Raw genomic sequence first — 20,921 nt, 5'->3', positions numbered from 1 at the left:
TCTCACTGTTCGAAAGCCCGGTCGCCACAAGGGAGTTGAGCTGGCAGTCGGCTCAGGTGAGCGTCAGGGTCAGGACTCCGGAGTACGACCCCGGAGGCGTGAACGCCGGTACGTCCAGGGAGAGTCCGGCGCCGACCGTGAACTCACCGCCGGTGAGCGTGGCGTCCGGGGTCGACGCGAGGGTCGCTCCGGAACTGCCGACGGTGCCCGCCGAGCCGGCCGCACACGTGCTGGGGCTGCCCGACTTGGTCGCACAGCTCGGCGTCCAGCTGAGCTTCCCGGCATCGATCTTGGCGCCGGGACCGGTGAAGTCGGTGACCTTGCCGGTGAGCGACCAGCCGGCCGGCCCGCCACGGAAGTCCTTGACGGTGACGGTCTGCAGGCTGCCCGTGGACGCCCCGCCCTGACCGAAGTCGACCGCCGACAGTGCGACGGAGTCCCCGGCCTGGGACATGGACAGGGTGCCCGCCTTGACGGTGGTCGTCAGCTTCTGACTCCCGTCGGGCACCGGCGTGGTGTCGTTGACGACGTAGGCGGCAGGCCCCGCCCCCGCATCGCTGCTCCACGCGCTCCCCTCATAGGCCACGATCCCGGTCGTCGTCTTGTCGTTGACGACGATGGGCGCGCTGAAGGAACCGTCGGAGCCCGCGGTGGCCGTCGCCGTGTCGGCGGTCTGGGTGTCCCCGGACCGTCCGGCGAGGGTCACGGTCGCCCCCGGCGTGAAGTTCTGCCCGCTGACGGTCACGCTGTCACCGGGGTTGCCGGAGGCCTTGTCCAGGCTGATGGCACGGTTGTTGACCGGGGTGGTCGAGGTCGCCGTGACGGTCTCCGACACCGGGGCGGGCGGGTTGGTGACCGTGCACGGGGTGTCCAGCTCCAGGATGTAGCTGGTGTGGATGTTGTAGTCGCCGGGCGAGAGCGTGATGGCGCCCGGCGAGGTGACGGTGAACGTCCCGGTCATGGAGAACGACGGGAAGGTCCCGTACCCCGGCACCGGATCGTTCTTCTTCGGCCCGGTCACCGTCACATCACCGGTCTGCGCCCCGCCCAACGCGACCTTCCCCGTCGGCGTCATGATGTCGGCCGGCAGGGCGAGGGCGGTGGGGTTGTTGGCGGCGGGCGTGACCACGGTGTAGGTCACGGTGACCGTGTCGCCGACCTTGGGGCTGGTGTTGTCCACCGAGATGTTGGCCGTGGTGGTGCCGTCGATCGGCGGAAGGCCCGCGACGGCGGGCGGGATGCAGTGCGTGGCGAAGTCGACGTTCGTCCCGGCGGCACCGGCCGGGCAGGCCAGCGCGCCACCCGCCGTGACCGCGAGCGCGGTCGCCCCGAACAGTGAGATCCAGCGCCACCGTCGGGATCTTCGTGATTCTGGGGGTGAACCCATGTTTGCCCCCCTCCTGAGGGTTGCGGGCGCAGCGGCTCCTCTGCGCCGACAGGGGGCCATTGATGTGGAGGCCGCGTGAGAAGTCAATGGAGATGCCGCAGAAACCTGACGGTTCATCAGCTTCTGCGGCATCCGGAACGAACCGCTCGCCCTACGAGCCGGTGTACGTGGTGAAGACGAACGGCCCTGTCTGCTGGTGGTCGCTCGCCGTACAGGTGACGGTGATGCCGAAGACGACCATCTTCAGCGAGCCCTGGTAGAAGTCCAGGCTGTCGCCGACGGCCACGGTGCCGGGGAGCGGGCCGATGTCCACGGAGGCACCGGCCGCCATGGCCGGGTTCACGGTCCCGCTGAAGACCCGGTTGGCACCGGTGGAGTTGGTCATGGTGAGCGTGGAGGTGATGCTGTTCGCCGACAGCGCCAGCGGGGTGGTGATGGCGCTGGAGGTGAGCTCGATGGTGGCCGTGGTGTTGCTGGTCTGGGTCGCGGTGAGCGTGGCCGAGCCGCCGCCGAAGAGGCCGCAGCTGGCGGTGATGGTGGCGGAGGTCGGGGTGACGGCGGCGGATGCCGTGGGCGCGAAGGCCAACGCCGTGGCGGCGAGGGCCCCCGCCGCGAGTGCCGCACCGGTGGCTGTTCGTTTCATGGGGATCGGGCTCCCTTCCCGTTACGTGGGAATGCCATGTGGGAATGGCGACCCCGGTCCGGGTGGGTGCGGACACACCGCGGGGCCGAATCTGACGGTCCGTCGGAACTTACGGTCCCATTGATGCGCGAGCGACACAGACCTACAAGGTTGAAATTTGGCCGAGTACGGGGAGGGGGCGGCGGTACGTGTACGACTGCGGGCGCGTGGGGGCTGGTCGCGCAGTTCCCCGCGCCCCTTTCAGGTGGGACCAGCACAGCCGCCCCAAAGGGGCGCTGGGGGTACCCCCGGCCGAAGGCTGGGGGAGGAACTGCGCGACCAGCCACACACCACCCGCACCCACCCACGCACCCCCAGCCACCCCCAGTCAACCCACCGCGCCCCTTCCCCGACGGAGTCAGACAAGTCCTCGCTTCTCAGCCGCCCCCACTCCCCCACCCCCTCACCCGACGGAGTCAGACAAGTCCTCGCTTCTCAGAAGAGCGAGTCGGGTGGGCGGGTGGGCGGAAAATCAGGCGGGGACAGTGAGCCGCACTTCCCCGTCCGGCCCGGCCAGCAGCACCCGCGTCCCCGGCCCCCCAAGATCCCGCACGGCGGCCAGGTCCGCCGCCCCCACCTCCCCGGCCTCACTCACCACCGCCGCCGCCTCCAGCGACTCCGCCCCCGACGCCACCGCCATCGCCACCGCCGTCCGCAGCGCGCTCAGCTTCAGCGAGGCCAGCTCCACGGTCCCCGCCACATACGTACGGCCCGTGGAGTCCCGTACGGCCGCCCCCTCGGGCACCCCGTTACGGGCCCGGGCCGAGCGGGCCAGGGTGACGATCTTGCGGTCCTCGGCATCAAGCGCGCTGCTCTCGGTCATGCCCCGAGCATACGAACAACCCGGACCACCCCTGCTCTCCTCCCCCGCTCCCGGGACGGAGTCAGTCGAGGGCATGGACCGTCTGACTCCGTACAGCCGTGTGCAACGCCCGCCCGGGTCGGTCGGCATCCCGGCCCCCTCCCGGCGGGCAACCGGATTCACGGCCGGTCCAGGCGCAGCCGTTCCGCCTTGGGGAGGCCTGCGACGACGAGGTCGTACGAGTCCTCGATCAGGTCTTTCACCAGGCGCTCGGGGAGGTCGCCGGCCACGGTCACGGTGTTCCAGTGCCGCTTGTTCATGTGGTAGCCGGGGGCGATCAGCCCCTCGTGCTCGCCGCGCAGCCGCACCGCGTCCTCGGGGTCGCACTTGAGGTTGACCTTGAGGGGCTCCGCGTCCATCCAGCTCAGCGCGAACATCTTGCCGAGCACCTTGAAGACCGAGATGTCCGGGTTGAAGGGGAAGTCCTCCTCGGCCGCGTTGAAGGAGAGGCAGAAGGCTCGGAGCTGGTCCGGGGTCACTCGGGGTCGTCCTTCGCGTCGCCGGGCGCCGGAACCGGCTCCACCAGTACCGTCACGATCTTGTTGCGGCGGCCCGCGGCCGACTCGGCGGTGAGGGCCAGCCTGCGGCCGTCGGGGAGTTCGACCTGGGCGGAGGCACCGGCGATCGGCACCCGGCCGAGGGCCTTCGCGAGCAGGCCGCCGACGGTCTCCACGTCCTCGTCGTCGTACTCCTCCAGGCCGTACAGCTCGCCGAGGTCCGTGATGTCGAGGCGGGCGGTGACCCGGTGGCGGTCGTCGCCGAGGTCGGTGACGGGCGGGAGTTCACGGTCGTACTCGTCGGTGATCTCGCCGACGATCTCCTCCAGGATGTCCTCGATGGTGACGATCCCGGCCGTGCCGCCGTACTCGTCGATGACGACGGCGACGTGGTTGCGTTCCTTCTGCATCTCGCGCAGCAGGTCGCCGGCGTTCTTGGTGTCGGGCACGAAGAACGCGGGCCGCATCGCGGTGGAGACAAGGTCGGACTCGGCCTCCCGGCTGATGTGCGTCTTGCGGACCAGGTCCTTCAGATACACGATCCCGACTATGTCGTCCTCGCTCTCCCCGGTGACGGGGATCCGGGAGAAACCCGAGCGGAGCGCCAGGGTGAGCGCCTGCCGGATCGTCTTGTACCGCTCGATGACGACGAGGTCGGTGCGCGGGACCATGACCTCCCGTACGAGGGTGTCGCCCAGCTCGAAGACCGAGTGCACCATCCGGCGCTCCTCGTCCTCGATCAGCGACTCCTTCTCGGCGAGGTCGACCAGGGCCCGCAGTTCGGCCTCGGAGGCGAACGGGCCGCGCCGGAAGCCCTTGCCGGGGGTGAGCGCGTTGCCGAGGAGGATGAGGAGGTACGGGATCGGGCCCATGATGCGGGCCAGGGGCAGCAGGACGTACGCGGCGGCGGTCGCCGTGTTCAGCGGGTGCTGGCGGCCGATGGTGCGCGGGGAGACGCCGACGGCGACGTACGACACGAGCACCATCACGCCGATCGCGGCGAGCAGCGCCTGCCAGGTGGTCGGGATCTCCTGGAGGCAGGCGTACGTGACCAGTGCCGCGGCCGCCATCTCGCAGGCGACCCGGACCAGCAGCGCCACGTTGAGGTAGCGGGTGGGGTCGGCGGCGACCTGGGCGAGCTTGGCGCTGCCGCGCCGCCCGGACTTCACGGCCTCCTCGGCTCGGAAGGTGGAGACACGGGCGATGCCTGCCTCGGCGCAGGCGGCCAGCCAGGCGACGACGACCAGGGCGATCGCGCCGAGGACGATCTGCGGACTCATGCGAGGACGACCCGCCTACGAGACCGTCGGCGCCGGCGAGGGGCCGGTCAGGCCCTGCTCCGCGCGCCAGCCGTCCACGATGGCCGCCTGCAGGCCGAACATCTCGGCCTTCTCGTCGGGCTCCTCGTGGTCGTAGCCGAGCAGGTGCAGCACGCCATGGACGGTGAGCAGCTGGAGCTCCTCGTCCATGGAGTGCTGGGTGTCGGCCTCGGCCCCCTGCCTGGCGGCGACCTCCGGGCAGAGCACGATGTCGCCGAGCAGCCCCTGCGGCGGCTCCTCCTCGTCCTTCGACGGCGGCCGCAGCTCGTCCATCGGGAAGGACATGACATCCGTCGGACCGGGCAGGTCCATCCACTGGATGTGCAGCTGCTCCATGGCGTCGGCGTCCACGACGATCACCGAGAGCTCGGAGAGCGGGTGGATGCGCATCCGCGCGAGGGCGTAGCGGGCGATGTCGAGGATCGCCTGCTCGTCGACCTCGGTTCCGGACTCGTTGTTGACGTCGATCGACATGGCGCTGTGCTTGTCTACTTCCCCTTGTGCGCGGACTTCGAGCGGCCGCCCTGGTGCGCGCCGTTCTCCGAGCCGTGCTTGCTGTCGTACTTCTCGTACGCGTCGACGATACGGCCCACCAGCTTGTGCCGTACGACATCGTGGGACGTCAGCCGGGAGAAGTGCACGTCCTCGACACCGTCCAGGATGTCCTGCACCTGGCGCAGACCGGACTTGGTCCCGTTGGGCAGGTCGACCTGGGTGACGTCACCCGTGATCACGATCTTCGACTCGAAGCCGAGCCGGGTGAGGAACATCTTCATCTGCTCGGGCGAGGTGTTCTGGGCCTCGTCGAGAATGATGAAGGCGTCGTTGAGGGTGCGGCCGCGCATGTAGGCGAGGGGCGCCACCTCGATGGTCCCGGCCGCCATCAGGCGCGGGATCGAGTCCGGGTCGAGCATGTCGTGCAGCGCGTCGTACAGCGGCCGCAGGTACGGGTCGATCTTCTCGTAGAGCGTGCCCGGCAGGAAGCCGAGCCGCTCGCCCGCCTCGACCGCCGGCCGGGTCAGGATGATGCGGTTGACCTGCTTGGACTGCAGGGCCTGCACCGCCTTGGCCATGGCCAGATAGGTCTTTCCGGTACCGGCGGGCCCGATGCCGAAGACGATCGTGTGCTTGTCGATCGCGTCGACGTACCGCTTCTGGTTGAGGGTCTTGGGGCGGATGGTGCGACCGCGCGAGGACAGGATGTTCTGTGTCAGAACCTGGGCCGGGGTCTCCTCCGGGCCCTCCCCGTTCTCGCTCGCCCGCAGCATGGCGATCGAGCGTTCCACTGCGTCCTCCGTCATCGGCTGTCCGGTGCGGAGCACCAGCATCATCTCGTCGAACAGGCGCTGTATGAGGGCGACTTCACGGGCATCGCCGACCGCGCTGATCTCATTGCCCCGGACGTGGATGTCGGCCGCCGGGAAGGCCTTCTCGATCACGCGCAGGAGCGAGTCGCCGGATCCCAGCAGGGTGACCATCGGGTGCTGGGCGGGAACCTCGAACTGAGCTCGGGCCTGCTGCTGCGCGGGGGTGTGAGCTGTGGGTGTCTGAGTCATGGGCCGGCGCTTAAGGCCTGCGGTTCCTCCTCGTCACGGCCGCGTAGCTGAGGGCGGCCTCGCGATATCAAGCGTACGACGCGGGACTGACAACGCCGTAGGCCTTTTCACAGACGAAGGCGCCCCCACTGCAGCCGTGAGCCCTGCATGCGCTCCTGCACGCCGGGGCAGAATCCGAGCCGTCACTGCCATCACGTGGTCGGGGGGCCGCGTCCGCTCCACGCCACCTGTCCGCACAGAAAGCAGGTAGCCGTGCTGCTGCGTCTGCCCACGTCGGTGTCCGAGGCCCGGGAATGCCTGGCCGAGGGGGCGATACCCGTCGGCGGAGCGACCCTGATATGGGCCGCGTGGCAGCGGGACGGCTTCCCGGAACAGGCGGTGTCCCTGCGGGAGGTACCGGAGGCGACGGCGGTCGGGGACGGCGTCCTGGGCGGCGCGGTCCTGCTGCACCAGGTGGACGACCGGGTTCCTGAGATGCTGCGGCAGGCCGCGAAGGGCGTCGGCACGGGGGCGGTGCGCCGGACGGCGACGGTGGGCGGGAACATCGCCGGGTCGAGTCTGCGGGACCTGCTGCCGGCGGCGATCGCGTTGGACGCGTGGGCCGACGTGCTCACGGCGGACGGGGTCTACCGGGTGGACCTGGCCGAGGTACAGGCCAAGTCGCCGGTGCTGCTGGCGCTGCGCTGGCGGGAGCCGGTGAAGGGGGCGTACGCGAAGGTGGCGGATCCGGCGGGCGGGGAGGTGCCGATGATCGCCGCCGCGGCGGTGGACACGGAGGGTGTGCTGAGGGTTGCCGTGCGGGAGGGGTATGCGGTGACCAGCGGGAGTGTGGGCGCCGACGGGGGCGGGGCGGAGGAACTGTTCGCCGGTGCGTTGTCGGGGGTGTCGGAGGCGGGGCGGGAACTGGTGCGGGAGCAGGTTGCCGACGTGCTCGGGAGGTAGGTGCGGGGTGGTGACGGCCGTTCTTCGGCTGCGGGCCGGTGGGGGCTGCTCGCGCAGTTCCCCGCGCCCCTTACGGGGCGCTACGCCCGCCGCTTCTACCCAGCAGCGGGCCGCACCTCAGCCACCCAGCCGCAGGCCACTTCGAAGCTACCCAGCCGCGGGCAGTCATGCCTCCCCCAGTGCCTTGAGGGCCTGGGAGGTGCCCCCAGGGCGGCACGGGTGGGCGCGGGCGGCACCCCGCCGACGCGGGCAAGTGAAACCCCCGGCCCCGGCCCCCACGCACCCGCACCCTCGGCAGTCACCCCGCGCGCCCGAACCCGATCGTCGGCACCGCCCTCCGCAGGGGCCACGGCCTCGCCTGGTCCTCCTCCGGCACCAGGCCCTCCAGGAACGCGTACCGCCGCAGCGCCGCCGGATCCTGCCCGGCCACCGACTGCACCTTCCGCCACCACGCCCCGATCTCCGACCACCCGGGAGCGGACAGCGACCCGCCGAACTCCTGGACGGACAGCGCCGCCGTGAGACCCGCGAAGGCGAGCCGGTCGGCCAGCGGCCAGCCCGCCAGCGTCCCGGTGACGAAGCCGGCGACGAAGACATCGCCCGCGCCGGTCGGATCGAGGGCCTCCACCGCGATCGCCGGCACCTCCGCGGACTCCCCGGTCCGCCCGTCGACCGCGTACGCCCCCTCCGCCCCGAGGGTGACAACGGCGAGGGGCACGTACTCGGTGAGGGCGTGCGCCGCGGCCCGCGGGCAGTCCTCGCCGGTGTACCGCCTCGCCTCCTCCGCGTTCGGCAGGAACGCCTCGCAGTGCTCCAGGTCGGCAAGGCCCGCGAGGTCCCACGCACCGGTGTCGTCCCAGCCGACGTCGGCGAAGATCCGGGTCCCCTCGGCGGCCGCCTTGGCGATCCAGGGGTTGCGTTTGCCGGGCGTGAGGGAGGCGACGGCGGCACGCGCACGAGCGGGGTGGCCGGGTGCGTTCTGCTGCCGGAACAGGGTGTCGGCGGGCGGCTCGTGCCCGTGCGACACCATGGTCCGCTCCCCCTCGTACGCCATGGAGACGGTGACCGGCGAGTGCCAGCCGCGCACGGTCCGGGACGGGGAGAGGTCGATGCCCTCGCCCTGGGCGAGCGCGTCCCAGCAGTACTCGCCGTAGTGGTCGTCGCCGAAGGCGGCCGCGAGGGAGGTCTTCAGGCCGAGGCGGGCGAGGGCGGTGGCCATGTTGGCGATGCCGCCGGGGCTGGAGCCCATGCCCCGGGCCCAGGACTCGGTGCCGCGCACCGGCGCGGAGTCGAGGCCGGTGAAGACGATGTCGAGGAAGACGGTGCCGGTGAGGTAGACGTCCCAGGGCGGGTCGTCCGGCGTACGCAGGCCGGCCAGCGGGTCGACCTGCGCGGCGCAGTGCGGTGCTGTTGCTCCCCTGTCGTCGTCGAGGTACTCCGGTTCCTCTCCGGCGAACGCGTTGGACGCGGTCACGGTGCGCTCCCTGACGTGGTGCGGATCCGGTCAGTCTGCACCATGACGCGGGAGAGGCGGCCGCTCTCGCCGTACGACCGCCCGAACGAGCGGCGCCACCAGCGGGGTACCGCCGGTGCACGGCCCGTGCACGCCCCGCGTGTTCAGCAGGGGAGGCGGGCACCGGTGACGGTGAGGTTCACCGGGCGGCACCCACGAGGTCGAGGCCGGCGGTGAGCAGCGCGTCGAGGTCGGCCAGGTCGGCGGCGGACGGGTCGGTGAGCGGGGCGCGCACGGGGCCCACCGGCCGGCCGCGCAGCCGGGCCGCCGCCTTCACCAGCGACACCGCGTATCCGGGCACCCGGTCCCGCAGTTCGACGAACGGCACGTAGAAGCCGCGCAGCAGCTTGTCGACCATGCCCTGGTCGCCGCCCTGCAGAGCGGCGAAGAAGGCGTCGGCGATCTCCGGGGCGAAGGCGTGCACGGCGGAGGAGTAGGCGGGGACGCCGACGGTGGCGTAGGCGCGGGCCTGGATCTCGGCGGTGGCGGCGCCGTTGAAGAAGAGGAAGCCGTCCGGGGCGGCGAGGGTGAGCCGCTGGAGCCGGTCGAGGTCGCTGTGCCCGTCCTTGAGGCCGACGACGCCGGGGATGCGGGCGATCCGCGCCAGCGACTCGGCGGTGTACGCGACCTGGCCGCGCTGGTAGACGACGAGCGGCAGCCCGGTCCGGCCCGCGATCGCCTCGACCTGCGCGACGAGTCCGTCCTGCGGGGCGCCGACGAGGTAGTGCGGCAGCACGAGCAGGGCGTCCGCGCCGGCCTCCTCCGCGATCCGCGCGAACCGGACGGCCTGCGCCCAGCCGTAGCCCACCCCCGCGACCACGGGCACCCGCCCCCCGGCCGCCGCGACCGTCACGCTCACCACCTGCCGGTACTCCTCCTCGTCCAGCGAGAAGAACTCCCCGGTGCCGCAGGCCGGGAAGAGGGCACCGGGCGCGGCGGCCACCTGCCCGGCGACGTACGCCCGGAACCCGTCCACGTCGAGGGACCCGTCCGCGTGGAACGAGGTGAGCGGGAACGACAGCACCCCGCCCGCCATCCCGTCCCGCAGCCTCCGCACCACATGCTCCGGCTGTCCGGCCACCCCACTCATGTCCATCTCCATATATAGACAGTATCCACGTACAAGAACTGAGACTAGATATGCGAACGCACCCCCGTCAACGGCGCACCCCGCCCGCGCCCCTCTACGATCTGCACATGTCCGAGACAGCAGGCGTCCGCGAGGTGAAGTCCGCGGCGCGCACGGTGGAGCTGCTGGAGCTCCTCGCGGCCCGCGGCGACCGCCCGGCCCGCCTCCAGGAACTGGCGGACGAACTCGGCGTCCCGCGCAGCTCGATGTACGCCCTCCTCCAGACGCTGATCACGAGGGGCTGGGTGCGCACCGACACCACCGGCTCCCTCTACGGCATCGGCATCCGCACCCTGCTGACCGGCACCAGCTACCTGGACTCGGACCCGCGCGTCCGCCTCGTACGCCCCTACCTCGACGAGGCCTCGGAGGCGCTCGGCGAGACGATCCACCTGGGCCGCCTGGACGGCCCGGACGTGGCGTACCTGGCGACCCGGGAGTCCCACGAGTACCTGCGCACGATCAGCAGGGTGGGCCGCCGTCTCCCGGCCCACGCGGGCGCCCTCGGCAAGGCTCTGCTGGCGGAACGCCCGGACGCCGACCTCCCCCGGGGCCCCTACCGGCCCCTCACCCCCCACACCCACACCACCCCGGACGCCCTCTCCGCCGACCTCGCCGAGGTCCGCGCCCGCGGCTACTCGATCGACCGCGAGGAAGGCGTCCTCGGCATCACCGGCTTCGGCTTCGCCCTGCGCTACGACACCCCGCCCCAGGACGCGATCAGCTGCTCGGTCCCGCTGGCCCGCCTCACACCGGCCCACGAGGCCCAGATCATCACGGTGATGCAGGAAACCCGCACAAGAATCGAATCAGCGACGACGGGCGGCACGGTCAACTGGCGCTGAGTGGTCCCACGTTGGCGTAGGGGGCGCGGGGCTGGTGCGGGGGGACGCTCACCGGCGCTTGCCGGGTGCCGCCCGCGGCTGAAGAGGGACGGCTGGGGAGATGCGGCGGGTGAAGCGCCCCGTCAGGGGCGCTGGGGGTACCCCCGGCCGAAGGCTGGGGGAGGAACTGCGCGATCAGCCACGTCGAACCCGCACCCGCCGACTCGCCGCTCCCCCACGGCGCGCGGCGCATCTACCCCCTCCCCCGCACCCGAAACCCCACCGTGCCCCACATCACACCCCCCGCCCTTCTTCCGCTCCCCCTCCCTTGATACAAATTCTCCGCGCGTTCCTGTCCCTCGACGGCCTGCGCCCAACCCCCTTCTCGAGCCGCTTCTTTCGCATGCCCTGGGAACGCCCGTGTCCGCCCCCCGCACCACCCCCTGGCCCCTCGTCGCCCTTTTCACGGCCGGGTACCTGGCCCCGTACCTCCTGCCGACCACCGTCGGCAGGCTCGAATCAGGGCTCCCCCTCTCCGCCACCCAGGCAGGCGCCGTCGGCAGTGCCCTGCTGCTGAGTTCGGCGACGGCCGGCTTCCTCCTCGCCGCCCGGGTGGACCGCACCGGCCCCCGCACTCTCGCCCGCCTCGGCCTCCTCCTCGCGGTCCTCGGCTACGGCGGCGCGGCCCTGACCACCGCCGTCCCCGCGGTCACAGCCGGCGCGGCCGTCGGCGGTTTCGGCTCCGGCACGATCACCGCCGTCGCCGCCACCGGCATCGCCGCGCAAAGGGACCCCCACCGCACCACCACCCTCGGCCTGCTCGGCGTCTCCGCCCTCGCGGGTGCCGTCTATCTGACGGTCCCGCACCTCGGCCCCGGCCACGCGCAGCCCCTCGCCGCGATCGCGCTCACCGCGCTCGCGGTCTGGCCGCTCACCGCCCGCCTGTCTCCCCGTACCGCCCCGGCCCTCCCCCGCACCGCCGCCGGCTCCCGGCTCCCGCACCTCCGCTCGGGCCTGCTGCTGGCCGCCGCGATGCCGTGCTGGTCGGCCGTGCAGAACTCGCTCTGGGGGGTCAGCGGCCGTATCGGCCTGACGCAGGCGCATCTCAGCGAGGCGACCGTCGGCGCGGTGTTCGCGGTGGCGCTCGGTACCGGCCTGCTCGGCGTGGTCGGCGCGGGCGCCCTCGGCCCGCGGCTCGGCCGGGCCCTGCCGATCGGTCTCGGCACCGTACTGATCGCGGGCTGTATCGCGCTCAGCGCGTCCGCGACCGACCTCACGTCCTTCGCGACCGGCGAGATCGCCTGGAACCTGCTCTACCCGGTCGTCCTGTCGTACGTCATCGGCCTCGCCGCGTCCCTCGACCCGCGGGGCCGCTGGGCGGTACTGGTCGGGTCGGCGTCGTCGCTGGGGACGGCCGTCGGCCCGATGACCGGCAGCCTGCTGGCGGCGCGGGCCGGTTTCCCGGCGATGGGAACGGTCCTCGCGGTGGCCCTGCTGGCGGTCGCGGTACCGCTGACGGCGGTGGCGCTGCGCCGCAGGACCACCACCGTCACGACCGGCCCGGCGCGCACCGACGAGGCGCCGGTACGACTGGACGTCGCGGCCTAGTCGCGGCCTAGCCGAACTCGAAGGCCTCGACCTCGGCGAGGTACCGGGCCCGCAGTTCCTCGTCGTCCTCCAGGAAGGAGGCGAGGAAGGAGTTGCGGGCCAGCTCCCGCATCTGCTCCCTGGACAGGCCCAGGGCATCGCGCACGGCGTGGTAGTTGTCGGCGACGTAACCGCCGAAGTAGGCGGGGTCGTCGGAGTTGACCGTGCACAGCAGCCCGGCGTCGATCATGGCCGGAAGCGGGTGCTCGGCGAGCACGTCGACCGCGCGCAGCCGGACGTTCGACAGCGGGCACAGCGTCAGCGGGATCCGCTCCCGCACCAGCCGGGCGACCAGCTCCGGGTCCTCCATGCAGCGCAGCCCGTGGTCGACGCGCTCGATGCCGAGCAGGTCCAGCGACTCGGTGATGTACTCCGGCGGCCCCTCCTCACCGGCATGGGCCACCCGCCGCAGCCCCAGTTCGGCCGCGGCCTCGTACACCTCCCGGAACTTGACCGGCGGATGCCCGACCTCGGCCGAGTCCAGCCCGATGCCGATGATCCGGTCCAGGTACGGCTTCGCGGCCTCCAGCGTCCGCATCGCCGACTCGGCGGACTCGTCCCGCAGGAAGCACATGATCAGGCGGGTGGAGACCCCGTGGTTCTCGACGCTGCTGCCGAGCGCCCGCCACAGGCCCTCGACGACCGTCCCCATGCCGACGCCGCGGGCGAGGTGCGCCTGCGGGTCGAAGAAGATCTCGGCGTGCCGCACGCCCTGGGCGGCGGCCCGCGCGAGATAGGCGTTCGCGAGGTCCTCGAAGTCCTGCTCGGTGCGCAGGACGGCCATGAGCTCGTAGTAGAGGTTCAGGAAGGACTGCAGGTCCTCGAACTGGTACGCCTTGCGCAGTGCGTCGGTGTCCGCGTACGGCAGCTCGACGCCGTTGCGCGCGGCCAGCCGGAACGCCAGCTCGGGCTCCAGGGTGCCTTCGATGTGGAGGTGCAGTTCTGCTTTGGGGAGGGGCATCAAAGCATGGTAAGGCCGCTTCACCTGCGCTTCGGAACCGGCACTCGGAGCAGGTCGTAGGCGACGGTCAGCTCGCCCGCGTAGCCGGCGGCCCGTGCCTGCCGTTCGAAGTCCTCGGGGTCGGCGTAGCGCTGGCTGAAGTGGGTCAGCACGAGGTGCCGTACCCCCGCGTCCCGGGCGACGGCCGCCGCCTGGCCGGCGGTCAGGTGGCCGTGTTCTTCGGCGAGTTCGACGTCCTCGTCGAGGAACGTGGACTCGATGACGAGCAGGTCGCAGCCCTCTGCAAGGGCGTGCACCCCGTCGCACAGCCGGGTGTCCATCACGAACGCGAACCGCTGGCCGCGCCGCACCTCGCTGACCTCGTCGAGCGTGACGTCCCCGAGGACGCCCGCGCGCTGGATCCGGCCGACGTCGGGGCCGGTGATGCCGTGCGCGGCGAGCCGTTCGGGCAGCATGCGGCGGCCGTCGGGCTCGGTGAGCCGGTAGCCGTACGACTCGACGGGGTGCGAGAGCCTCCGGGTCTGAAGCGTGTAGGAGCGGGTGGCCGCGAGGTCGCCGTCCGCGTCGACGGGGGCCTCGGTGATGCCGACGGTCTCGCGGTAGGCGGTGGCGTACCGCAGCCGGTCGAAGAAGCGCTGCCCGGAGCGCGGGTAGTGCGCGGTGACCGGGTGCGGGACCTTGTCGAGGTTGATGCGCTGGATGACGCCGGCGAGGCCGAGGGAGTGGTCGCCGTGGAAGTGGGTGACGCAGATCCGGTTCAGGTCGTGCGCGGCGACCCCGGCGCGCAGCATCTGCCGCTGGGTGCCCTCGCCGGGGTCGAAGAGGATGCCCTCGCCGTCCCAGCGCAGCAGGTAGCCGTTGTGGTTGCGGTGCCGGGTGGGGACCTGGCTGGCGGTGCCGAGGACCACCAGTTCACGTACGGACACGGCGAGTTATCCGGGAGGCCACTGCAGGCCGCGGCCGCCGAGGACGTGGGCGTGGGCGTGCCAGACGGTCTGGCCGGCGCCGCTGCCGGTGTTGAAGACGATGCGGTAGCTCTCCAGTTTGTCCTCGTCGGCGACGGCCTGGGCCTCACGCAGTATGTCGGCGGCGATGGCGGGTTCGCCTGCGGCGAGCTCGGCCGCGTTCCCGTAGTGGACCCTGGGGATCACCAGGACGTGGGTGGGGGCCTGGGGATTGATGTCCCGGAAGGCGACGGTGGTGTCCGTCTCCCGGACGATCGTCGCGGGGACATGGCCTGCGACGATTTTGCAGAACAGGCAGTCGTCCTGGGGTTCCCCGGCCATGTCTTCTCCTCACCGGTGATCAGCTTCGGGAGCATCGTAGTCGGTTCGGCTGCGGGCCGGTGGGGGCCGAGCGCGCAGTTCCCCGCGCCCCTAAGAGGTCGGCAGAGTCGGCGGCGTTTTCGCGGGACTGTTCTCCAGCGCCTCCAGCGCGATCCGTACCGCCTCGTCCAGCTGGGGATCCCTCCCGGCCCCCCAGTCCTGCGGGGTCTGTACGACCTCCACGTCCGGGTCGACGCCGTGGTTCTCCACGCCCCAGCCGTAGCCCTCCAGCCAGAACGCGTACTTCGGCTGGGTGACCAGGGTGCCGTCGACCAGGCGGTAGCGGCTGTCGATGCCGATCACGCCGCCCCAGGTGCGGGTGCCGACCACCGGGCCGATGGCCAGTGCCTTGATCGCCGCGTTGACGATGTCGCCGTCCGAGCCGGAGAACTCGTTCGCGACGACCACGACCGGTCCCCGGGGCGCGTCCTTCGGGTAGCTGAACGGCCGCATGCCGCGCGGCAGGTCCCAGCCGACGATCCGCCGGGCCAGTTTCTCCACCACGAGCTGGGAGGTGTGCCCGCCGCGGTTCTCGCGGACGTCCACGACGATGCCCTCGCGGGCCATCTCCACGGTCAGGTCGCGGTGGATCTGGGCCCAGCCCGGTGCCTGCATGTCCGGCACGTGGAGGTAGCCGAGGCGGCCCCCGGACAACTCGTGCACATGGGCCCGCCGGTCGGCCACCCACGCGTGGTACCGCAGGGGTTCCTCGTCGGCGACCGGCACGACGACCGGGTGCCGCAACTCACCGCCGCCCGCCGGGGACACGGTCAGTTCGATCGCCTTGCCGGCCGTGCCGACGAGCAGCGGGCCGGGGCCGGTCACCGGGTCGACGGGGCGGCCTGCGACGGCCACGATCGCGTCGCCGGGGCGTACCGCGGCGCCGGGTGCGGCGAGAGGGGAACGGGCGCCGGGGTCGGAGGTCTCGGCGGGCAGGATCCGGTCGATGCGCCAACTGCCGTCCGGATGGCGGGAGATGTCGGCGCCGAGGAGGCCCTGGCGGGCGCCGTTGCCGTAGCCGCCGCGCGGGGTGACGTAGGCGTGCGAGGTGCCGAGTTCGCCCTGGACCTCCCAGAGCAGGTCGACGAGGTCGTCATGGGTGGCGACCTGCTCGACGAGCGGGCGGTAGCGGGTGAGGACGCCGTCCCAGTCGACGCCGCCGAGGTCCGGGCGCCAGAACTGGTCGCGCATGATGCGGCCGGTCTCGTCGAACATCTGCCGCCACTCGGCGGCCGGGTCGACGGTCTGCCGGACCCGGGCCAGGTCGACGGTGATGTTGGTGTCGCTGTCGTCGTCGCCCGAGGCGCGGCGGTCGCTGGGTACGACCTTGAGCTTGCTGTCGGCCCACAGCAGGACGCGTTTGCCGTCGCCGCTGACCTCGAAGTGGTCGGCGTCGGAGGAGAGGTACTCGATGCGCTGCTGGGCGAGGTCGTAGCGCTCCAGCTCGGTCTTGGGCGCCGGGTCCTCGGGGTGGGCGCGGGAGGCGCCGAGCACGCCGCGCACCGGGTGGCGCAGCCAGAGCACGCCGTCCTTGGCGGTGCGGAGCGTGGAGTAGCGGCCGGCCTCGACGGGGAAGGGCACGATCCGGTCGGCGAGGCCCTCCAGGTCGATGCGGGTGGCGGGGGTGCCCTCGGCGTCCGGGGTCTCGTCCTTGTCGGGGGTCTCGAACGGGCGGCCGTGCCGCTGCGGGCCGAACGGCGAGGGCGTGGTGGCGGCGAGGGTGATCAGGTGCGGGCGGTCGCCGACCACGAAGGCCAGGTCGAAGACGTGCTCGTCGTAGACCGGGTCGAAGGAGCGGGTGGAGAGGAAGGCGAGGTGTTTGCCGTCGCGGGTGAAGGCGGGGTCGTAGTCCCGGAACCGCAGCGGGGTCGCCTCGGTGACGGTGAGGTCGGTGGTGTGGGCGATGCGGAGCTGGCAGAGCCCGCCGGCGCCGGGGTGGGACCAGGCGAGCCAGCCGGAGTCGGGCGAGAAGGCCAGTCCGGAGACGTCGCCGTCCTCGCTGCGGTCGACCTCGCGGACCTCGCCCGTCTCCCGCTCGACGAGGAGCAGCCGGCCGTCGTGGGCGGCGACGGCGACCCGGCCGCCGTCGGGGGCGACGGCGAGTTCCAGGACCCGGCCGAGCTGTCCGGCGGCGATCCGGCGCGGGGTGGAGCCCGGCGCGAGCCCGGTCGCGGGGGCGAACTCCAGGGCGTCGTCGCCCTCGGCGTCCGTCACCCACACCACCCACTCCTCCGCGTCCACGCGGAAGGTGACGGGCAGCCGGGCCCGGACCCCGGGCTGGGCGACGAGCGCCCGCGCCGGGCCCGAGCGGTGGGTCACCCAGTGCACGCCGCCGCGCACCAGGACGGCGCTGCCGCGCGCGGTGTGGTCGGGCGAGGCCGAGCTGAACCAGCGGGTCGCGTTGACCGGGTACGGCTGCCGGTCCACGCGGGGTCCGCCGAGCCGGATGTCCAGGCGACGCGGTTCGGCGCCCTCCAGGTCGTCGAGGAGCCAGAGTTCACCGGCCGAGGCGTAGACGACCCGGGTGCCGTCGCCGGCCGCGTGCCGGGCGTAGAAACCGTCGACGAGCGTGTGCCGGCGCAGGTCGGAGCCGTCTGCGAGGGAGGAGTACAGCGCGCCCGTGCCCTCGTGGTCGGAGAGGAAGGCGATCCGGTCGCCGGCCCACACGGGGTACTCCAGGTTCCCGTCCAGCTCCGCGTGCAGCCGTACGAACTCGCCGGCGCCCTCCCCGTCGTGGACGTCCCGATCGATCCACAGCTTGCCCGCCGTACCGCCCCGGTACCGCTTCCACCAGGCCGCCTCCCGCCCCATCGGCGCGGACAGCAGCACGGTGCCCGGCCCTCCGAAGGCGACATGGCCGACGGGGCCGTACGGCAGGACGGTGGACGGGCCGCCGTCGAGCGGGACGGTGTGGGCCCAGCTGCGCCGGAGGCTGGCCTGACCGTGGGTGGTGACCGCGAGGACCTGGCCGTCGGCGGTCCAGCCGCGCACCTGGGTGCGGGCGCTCCCCCAGTGCGTCAGCCGGGTCGAGGAACCGCCGTCGACGGGGGCGAGGTGGATCTCGGGGGCGCCGTCGCGGGTGGAGGTCCAGGCGACCGTGGTCCCGTCGGGCGAGATGCGCGGCAGCGTCACGGGGACGTTGTCGGCGCTGACCCGCCAGGCCCGGCCGCCGTCCAGGGGCGCGAGCCACACGTCGTCCTCGGCGGTGAAGGCGACCAGATCGCCGTGGACGTGCGGAAATCGGAGGTAGGACCGCGGTCCGTTCGCTGCACCCTGAGTCACTCGCTCAGCCTATGCATCGGGGCGTGTTCCCGGTGGCCGATTTCGATCACTTGCCCTGCACCGGCCAGCACTTGGGGTCGCCCTGGCACCAGACGGTCTTCGTGACGGTCACGGTGGGGCCGGGCTGCTGCCCGTACGTGGGCGGCCGGTAGGTGCTGTACGTCGGCCCGGGCGTGGCGTCGCAGTCGCCCAGCCCGTTCACCCGGAACCACTCCTTGCCGCCGACCCTGGCCACCAGGTTCCCGCGCACACAGGCCCCGCTGACGGCCTTGGTGACCCGGCCGGTGACGGTGATGCTCCGGCCGTCCTTGGTCCGGCCCTGGCAGTCGACGGAGACGACGGTGGTGGAGGTGGCCGACGGCGTCCTGGTGCTCTTGGTGCTCTGGGTGTCCTTCGTGCTCTTCGCCGACGAGCCGTAGTTGCCGGTGCAGGTGAGCCAACTGACGTCGACGTGCTGGCGTTTCAGCTCGGCGGTGGCGGTCCGGTCGGTGGTGTAGGCGACCGTCGCCGTGTTCAGATCGCTCGGCTGGCAGGCCACCACACCGCCCACGGCGATCACCACGAGCCCCGTCACGGCCGCCGCCCTGGTGCCGCGCGGCCGACGCCAAATCCGCCTCAATACCCCCATGGAGGGCAGCCTGCCACCGTCCCGCCAGTGACGGAAGGGGGCATACGGCCACTCACGTGTTCGGAGAGGTCCCCCGTGCCGGTGCCCCCTCCACGGGGGTTCCTCAGGTGCGCAGCAGCAACCACTCCTGCAGCTCCACCAGGTTCCCCTCCGGGTCCTTGAGGTGGGCGGCCCGCATGCGTTCCGTCATCGGCGCCGGCCCGTGCACGAGGACCGCCCCCCGCGCGACGATCTGCTCGCAGTAGCCGTCGAGGTCGTCGACGCGCAGCACCACCAGCGAACGGTGCCCGGTCGCCGTGTCCCCCAGCTCGCCCAGTATCGCGGCCATCATCGCCCGGTCCTGCAGGGCGATCCCCGCCGACCCGGCATGCGGGCTGAACTTCTCGTACGGCCCCTCGCTCGCCCCCGACTGCGGCTTCAGCCCGAGCACCTCGGCGTAGAAGCGGTAGGCGGCGGCGAAGTCGCTGACCAGGAGCCGCACTTGGGCGAGTTCCACGGCGTGTCCCCCAGGGTGTGGTGCGGTGGGTTCAGGACCACCGGCCGGCGCGGCCCAGCAGCAGGGCCACGGCCGCCGTTCCGGCGGTCGACGTGCGCATCACGGTAGGCCCCAGGGTGTACGCCTTCGCACCTGCCTCCTCGAACAGCGCCACCTCGTCCCGGGCGACACCGCCTTCGGGCCCGACGACCAGCACGATCTCGCCCTCGCTGGGCAACTGGACCTCCGCGAGCGGCTCGCTGTCATGCCCGAAGTCGGAGTGGAGCACGGCGGCGAGGTCGGCTTTGGCGAGAAGTGCGGCAACCTGCTTGGTCGTCGCCGCGTCCGCGACCTCGGGGAACCGCACCCGGCGGGACTGCTTGCCGGCCTCCCGGGCGGTGGCCCGCCACTTGCCGAGCGCCTTCAGCCCCCGCTCGCCCTTCCACTGGGTGATGCAGCGGGCGGCCTGCCAGGGCACGATCGCGTCGACGCCGACCTCGGTCATGGTCTCCACGGCGACCTCCCCCCGGTCCCCCTTGGGAAGTGCCTGCACCACGGTGATCCGGGGCTGCGGCACGGGCTCCTCGTAGACGCTCTCCAGGTCCATCACCACCAGCCGGTCCTTGCCCTCGGCCGCCCGCACGACGCCCTCCATCCAGCGGCCGCGCCCGTCGGTGAGGATGACGTCCTCGCCGGGCTGCAGCCGCTTCACGGAGACGGCGTGCCGCCCCTCGGGACCGTCCAGGACGACCTCGCCACCGGAGAAGTCGGGCACGATCAGCGGATCGAGCACGAACACAGGAGCAGTCATCGGCTCTCCCCCTCCCCCTTGGTCGACAACGCTGTCGACGCGGCGGCGAGTTCCTCCGCGAGGGTCTCCACCAGCTGTCCGGCGGGCAGCTCGCGGGCCATCCGGTGCCCCTGCCCGGCCCACAGGGCCATGCCCTGCGCGTCTGTGGCCTTGGCCGCGGCCTTGCGCAGCGGGGCGGTGAGGTGGTGGACCTCCGGGTAGGCGGCGGGGGCGTACGGGCCGTGCTCGCGCATGAAGCGGTTGACCAGGCCGCGGGCGGGCCGCCCGGAGAACGCCCGGGTCAGCGCGGTCCGCGTGAACAGCGGGTCGGTGAGGGCCTGCTTGTGCAGGTCGGCGGCGCCGGACTCCGGGGTGGCCAGGAAGGCCGTCCCCAGCTGTGCGACGCTCGCCCCCGCCGCCAGTACGGCCGCGATCTGGCTGCCGCGCATGATGCCGCCCGCGGCGACGACCGGGATCCCCACGGTCTCCCGCACCTGGGCGACCAGGGACAGCAGCCCTATCCCGGACCCGTCGTTCTCCGGCACGTCCCGGTGGGTGCCCTGGTGTCCCCCGGCCTCCACGCCCTGTGCGATCACCGCGTCCGCCCCGGCCCGCTCGACGGCGAGGGCCTCCTCGGCGGTGGTGGCGGTGACCAGCGTGACCATCCCGGCCCGCCGCAGCGAATCCAGCACATCCCGCGTCGGCACACCGAAGTGAAAGGAGACGGCGGCCACCGGGTTGTCGAGCAGCACGGCCAGCTTGGCCTCGTACCCGTCGTCCCGGCCGCTGTCCGGGTCGCCGAGCTCGGTCTCGTACCAGGCGGCCTCACCGGCCAGCTGATGCGCGTAGATCTCCACGGCCCCGGACTCGGCGTACTCCGGCTGCGGCATGAAGAGGTTCACGCCGAAGGGGCGACCGGTCAGCCCTCGCAGTTGCTTGATCTCCTGGTACATCCCGTCGGCGGTCTTGTACCCGGCGGCAAGGAATCCCAGCCCGCCCGCCTCGGACACGGCAGCGGCGAGCTGCGGCACGGAGACCCCGCCTGCCATGGGGGCCTGCACGATCGGAAAAGGGAAGAGATCGGTCAGTGCGGAGGACATGA

General features: G+C 72.3%; 20 protein-coding genes. 3 read left to right on the top strand and 17 right to left on the bottom strand.

The window, feature by feature from the left end; genetic code table 11:
* Positions 1–52: 52 nt before the first annotated feature.
* The 7 genes from ACFWPS_RS02265 to ACFWPS_RS02235 all read right to left on the bottom strand — a co-directional run bounded on the left by ACFWPS_RS02265 (position 53) and on the right by ACFWPS_RS02235 (position 6,303).
* The gene (locus ACFWPS_RS02265; protein WP_383699937.1) at positions 53–1,387 is read right to left on the bottom strand and encodes a beta-xylosidase; all 1,335 of its coding nucleotides are present in this window, start codon (positions 1,385–1,387) and stop codon (positions 53–55) included.
* Positions 1,388–1,538: 151 nt separating this feature from the next.
* The gene (locus ACFWPS_RS02260; RefSeq protein ID WP_383699935.1) at positions 1,539–2,030 is read right to left on the bottom strand and encodes a hypothetical protein; all 492 of its coding nucleotides are present in this window, start codon (positions 2,028–2,030) and stop codon (positions 1,539–1,541) included.
* A 511-nt stretch (positions 2,031–2,541) separates the two neighbouring features.
* On the bottom strand, positions 2,542–2,892 hold the full coding sequence (locus ACFWPS_RS02255) for a cytidine deaminase (protein ID WP_383699933.1): 351 nt from the start codon (positions 2,890–2,892) through the stop codon (positions 2,542–2,544).
* A 158-nt stretch (positions 2,893–3,050) separates the two neighbouring features.
* Complete coding sequence (locus ACFWPS_RS02250; protein ID WP_383699931.1) at positions 3,051–3,410, bottom strand: MmcQ/YjbR family DNA-binding protein; 360 nt, start codon at positions 3,408–3,410, stop codon at positions 3,051–3,053.
* Complete coding sequence (locus tag ACFWPS_RS02245; protein WP_383699929.1) at positions 3,407–4,708, bottom strand: hemolysin family protein; 1,302 nt, start codon at positions 4,706–4,708, stop codon at positions 3,407–3,409. The genes ACFWPS_RS02250 and ACFWPS_RS02245 overlap by 4 nt, the downstream gene beginning before the upstream one ends.
* A 15-nt stretch (positions 4,709–4,723) precedes the next feature.
* Positions 4,724–5,221: an rRNA maturation RNase YbeY gene (gene ybeY, locus ACFWPS_RS02240; RefSeq protein ID WP_383699927.1), complete on the bottom strand. Its 498-nt coding sequence runs from the start codon at positions 5,219–5,221 to the stop codon at positions 4,724–4,726.
* Between the two features lie 14 nt (positions 5,222–5,235).
* A complete protein-coding gene (locus ACFWPS_RS02235; protein ID WP_383699925.1) occupies positions 5,236–6,303 on the bottom strand; it encodes a PhoH family protein in 1,068 nt (355 codons plus the stop codon).
* Between the two features lie 252 nt (positions 6,304–6,555).
* Here ACFWPS_RS02235 and ACFWPS_RS02230 point away from each other — a divergent pair, with 252 nt between their 5' ends.
* A complete protein-coding gene (locus ACFWPS_RS02230; RefSeq protein WP_383699923.1) occupies positions 6,556–7,245 on the top strand; it encodes an FAD binding domain-containing protein in 690 nt (229 codons plus the stop codon).
* Between the two features lie 298 nt (positions 7,246–7,543).
* On the opposite strand, the gene ACFWPS_RS02225 is transcribed toward ACFWPS_RS02230, so the two are convergent.
* Positions 7,544–8,719: a carbohydrate kinase family protein gene (locus ACFWPS_RS02225; protein WP_383699921.1), complete on the bottom strand. Its 1,176-nt coding sequence runs from the start codon at positions 8,717–8,719 to the stop codon at positions 7,544–7,546.
* Between the two features lie 178 nt (positions 8,720–8,897).
* Complete coding sequence (locus tag ACFWPS_RS02220; RefSeq protein WP_383699919.1) at positions 8,898–9,848, bottom strand: 5-dehydro-4-deoxyglucarate dehydratase; 951 nt, start codon at positions 9,846–9,848, stop codon at positions 8,898–8,900.
* A gap of 107 nt (positions 9,849–9,955) precedes the next feature.
* Here ACFWPS_RS02220 and ACFWPS_RS02215 point away from each other — a divergent pair, with 107 nt between their 5' ends.
* The gene (locus ACFWPS_RS02215) at positions 9,956–10,732 is read left to right on the top strand and encodes an IclR family transcriptional regulator (protein WP_383699917.1); all 777 of its coding nucleotides are present in this window, start codon (positions 9,956–9,958) and stop codon (positions 10,730–10,732) included.
* A gap of 399 nt (positions 10,733–11,131) precedes the next feature.
* Positions 11,132–12,319, top strand: coding sequence for an MFS transporter (locus ACFWPS_RS02210; RefSeq protein WP_383699915.1), 1,188 nt, complete (start codon positions 11,132–11,134; stop codon positions 12,317–12,319).
* 7 nt (positions 12,320–12,326) lie between these two features.
* On the opposite strand, the gene ACFWPS_RS02205 is transcribed toward ACFWPS_RS02210, so the two are convergent.
* The 8 genes from ACFWPS_RS02205 to ACFWPS_RS02170 form a co-directional block, all read right to left on the bottom strand.
* On the bottom strand, positions 12,327–13,319 hold the full coding sequence (locus ACFWPS_RS02205; RefSeq protein WP_383699913.1) for an adenosine deaminase: 993 nt from the start codon (positions 13,317–13,319) through the stop codon (positions 12,327–12,329).
* 20 nt (positions 13,320–13,339) lie between these two features.
* Positions 13,340–14,245: a ribonuclease Z gene (locus ACFWPS_RS02200; protein ID WP_383699911.1), complete on the bottom strand. Its 906-nt coding sequence runs from the start codon at positions 14,243–14,245 to the stop codon at positions 13,340–13,342.
* 6 nt (positions 14,246–14,251) lie between these two features.
* On the bottom strand, positions 14,252–14,605 hold the full coding sequence (locus ACFWPS_RS02195) for a histidine triad nucleotide-binding protein (protein ID WP_383699909.1): 354 nt from the start codon (positions 14,603–14,605) through the stop codon (positions 14,252–14,254).
* Positions 14,606–14,695: 90 nt separating this feature from the next.
* Entirely contained in the window at positions 14,696–17,926 is a 3,231-nt protein-coding gene (locus ACFWPS_RS02190; RefSeq protein WP_383699907.1) for a S41 family peptidase, read from the bottom strand.
* A gap of 46 nt (positions 17,927–17,972) precedes the next feature.
* Entirely contained in the window at positions 17,973–18,554 is a 582-nt protein-coding gene (locus ACFWPS_RS02185) for a hypothetical protein (RefSeq protein WP_383699905.1), read from the bottom strand.
* 103 nt (positions 18,555–18,657) lie between these two features.
* The gene (locus ACFWPS_RS02180) at positions 18,658–19,050 is read right to left on the bottom strand and encodes a VOC family protein (protein WP_383699898.1); all 393 of its coding nucleotides are present in this window, start codon (positions 19,048–19,050) and stop codon (positions 18,658–18,660) included.
* 31 nt (positions 19,051–19,081) lie between these two features.
* Complete coding sequence (locus ACFWPS_RS02175; RefSeq protein WP_383699896.1) at positions 19,082–19,840, bottom strand: 16S rRNA (uracil(1498)-N(3))-methyltransferase; 759 nt, start codon at positions 19,838–19,840, stop codon at positions 19,082–19,084.
* The gene (locus ACFWPS_RS02170; RefSeq protein ID WP_383699894.1) at positions 19,837–20,919 is read right to left on the bottom strand and encodes a nitronate monooxygenase; all 1,083 of its coding nucleotides are present in this window, start codon (positions 20,917–20,919) and stop codon (positions 19,837–19,839) included. The genes ACFWPS_RS02175 and ACFWPS_RS02170 overlap by 4 nt, the downstream gene beginning before the upstream one ends.
* Positions 20,920–20,921: the final 2 nt, after the last annotated feature.

This window comes from Streptomyces sp. NPDC058457 (assembly GCF_042720695.1).
Lineage (GTDB): Bacteria > Actinomycetota > Actinomycetes > Streptomycetales > Streptomycetaceae > Streptomyces.
The sequence above is the reverse complement of the archived record's forward strand: the minus strand, read 5'-3'. Positions and strand labels throughout refer to the sequence as shown.